We start from the raw sequence: 1910 nt of genomic DNA, 5'->3' as shown, positions 1-1910 counted from the left end.
GCTCGTGAACCAGGACCGGAACATCTTCGCCTCGCTGCTGCTCTGCATGGGCGAAGCGGACGTGATGATCACCGGCGTCACTCGCCCCTATGCGCAGACGATCCGCGAGATCCGCCGGGTGATCGATCCCGCCGAGGGCGTCACTCCGTTCGGAGTGCACGTGCTCGTCGGGCAGAGCCATACGATCTTCATGGCCGACACGACCGTGACCGAGCGGCCCAACGCGGCGCAGCTCGTCGACATCGCCACCCACACTGCGGCGGTCGCGCGGCGGATGGGGCACGAGCCGCGGGTCGCCTTTTTATCGTACTCGACGTTCGGTAATCCCGAGGGCACCTTCCTCGACAATATCCGGGTCGCGGTGAAGCTGCTCGACGAACGCCAGGTCGATTTCGAATATGAGGGTGAGATGGCGCCGGACGTGGCGCTCAACCCGACGCTGCAGAGGATCTACCCGTTCAGCCGCCTCTCCGGGCCCGCCAATGTCCTGATCATGCCGGGGCTCCAGTCCGCGAACCTCTCGGCGAAGCTGCTTCGCGAGCTCGGCGGCGATGCCGTGATCGGCCCGATGCTGGTCGGCATGTCGAAGCCGGTGCAGGTGGCGGCGATGACCGCCACCGCGTCCGACCTGGTAACCCTGGCGGTGCTCGCCGCCGGCGGGATCGCGCGCTAGCGCGGGTTGTCGGCGGTCTGGCCGGGCTGCCCGCTGGAGCCGACCTGGCCGATGCCGCCGAACAGTTCCTCGAAGAAGCTGCGGTTGCGGCCGAGGGTCGGCGTCTTGTCGCCCATCGGCGAGATCGAGGCGACCCGCTCGAGCCCGGTCCGCTCCACCGAAGCGACCTTGCCGGCTTCGTCGAAGCGGATGTGGAGCACGGTCTGCTCGCTCGGGCGCGGGCCAGCGAAGGCGAGCTGCTTCGTGTTCCTCGACACATAATACCAGTCGCGCTCATCGAACTGGCCGACGAAGCTCGGGCGGCCGAGCGTGCCTTCCACCGATTCCTTGTTGTCGACCCCGGGCCGCACCGAACCGACCAGCGTCTCGTCCAGCAGATGGCCCTGATGGCTTTGGATCCTGGTGCAGCCGCCGGTCGCGACCGCGGCGCCCAGCGCCGCCGCCAGCAGCACGCTTTTTCTCAGCCTGAGAGTCATGTTCGGAAAATCTCCTGAAATGTGCAGTGCACCGCCACGCGCCGGCGCGCCTTGCGGCCCGGGCCCTTGCACCCCAATATGCAGGATCGACCCAGTGGCGCAAGTGTGCGGCCGCAGCTTCAACAAGGAACCCAAGTGTCTTTCCTGACGCGTATCTTCGGTGGCAGGCGCGAGCGGGAAGCCTATCGCCCGCTTTATGATCGGGTGGTGAACGCCGGCCGCGATCCCGCCTGGTATCTTGAAGGCCAGGTCCCGGACACGATCGACGGCCGCTTCGACATGATCGCCGCCTTGCTCGCTCTGGTCCTGATCCGGCTTGAGCGGGAGGAAGAGCGGACCCGCGCCGCATCGGTGATGCTCACCGAGCTCTTCATCGACGACATGGAAGGGACGGTGCGGCAGATCGGCATCGGCGACCTCATGGTGGGCAAGCATGTCGGCAAGATGGTCGGCGCGCTCGGCGGCCGCCTCAGCGCCTTCCGCTCCGTCGGCGCCGGCGGCGACTATCGGGAAGTCGTCTCGCGCAACATCTTCCACGATGCGCCGCCATCCGACGAGGCGGTTCGCTTCGTGAGCGAGCGGCTTGCCCGCTTCCGCGCCGCTCTGGATGCCGCGCCGTTGAACCGGCTGCTCGAAGGGGAGTTACCCCGGCCATGAGCACCCCGCCCGAATTCAGCCGCACCGTCCGCGTCGATACGCTCGGCGGGCAGCCGCGCGAGCTCAGCATCGGCGCCACCGAGGAGGAGCGTGCAGCGCTTGCC

Annotated in this window: 3 protein-coding genes; 2 read left to right on the top strand and 1 reads right to left on the bottom strand. The window is 67.6% G+C overall.

The features are described 5' to 3' along the window. Nucleotides 1–673 (top strand): phosphate acyltransferase (locus VF662_RS15390; RefSeq protein ID WP_464142825.1); only part of this gene is annotated, 673 nt, incomplete at its 5' end. Here the strand turns inward: VF662_RS15390 and VF662_RS15385 are convergent. Continuing rightward, entirely contained in the window at nucleotides 670–1149 is a 480-nt protein-coding gene (locus tag VF662_RS15385) for an outer membrane protein assembly factor BamE (protein ID WP_464142823.1), read from the bottom strand. The two genes, VF662_RS15390 and VF662_RS15385, sit on opposite strands and share 4 nt — an antisense overlap. Nucleotides 1150–1284: 135 nt before the next feature. On the opposite strand from VF662_RS15385, the gene VF662_RS15380 reads away from it, so the two are divergent. Further along, the gene (locus VF662_RS15380) at nucleotides 1285–1806 is read left to right on the top strand and encodes a ubiquinol-cytochrome C chaperone family protein (RefSeq protein WP_464142821.1); all 522 of its coding nucleotides are present in this window, start codon (nucleotides 1285–1287) and stop codon (nucleotides 1804–1806) included. Nucleotides 1807–1910 lie beyond the last annotated feature (104 nt).

The sequence above is a fragment of the Allosphingosinicella sp. genome, assembly GCF_036387215.1.
Taxonomy (GTDB): Bacteria; Pseudomonadota; Alphaproteobacteria; order Sphingomonadales; family Sphingomonadaceae; genus Allosphingosinicella.
Note: the sequence above shows the minus strand (reverse complement) of the source record. Positions and strands in the feature narration are given on the sequence as shown.

What these genes read in the sequence shown, in the direction of transcription:
- VF662_RS15385 (WP_464142823.1), bottom strand. Translation starts at nt 1,149, where the DNA reads ATGACTCTCAGGCTGAGAAAAAGCGTGCTGCTGGCGGCGGCGCTGGGC.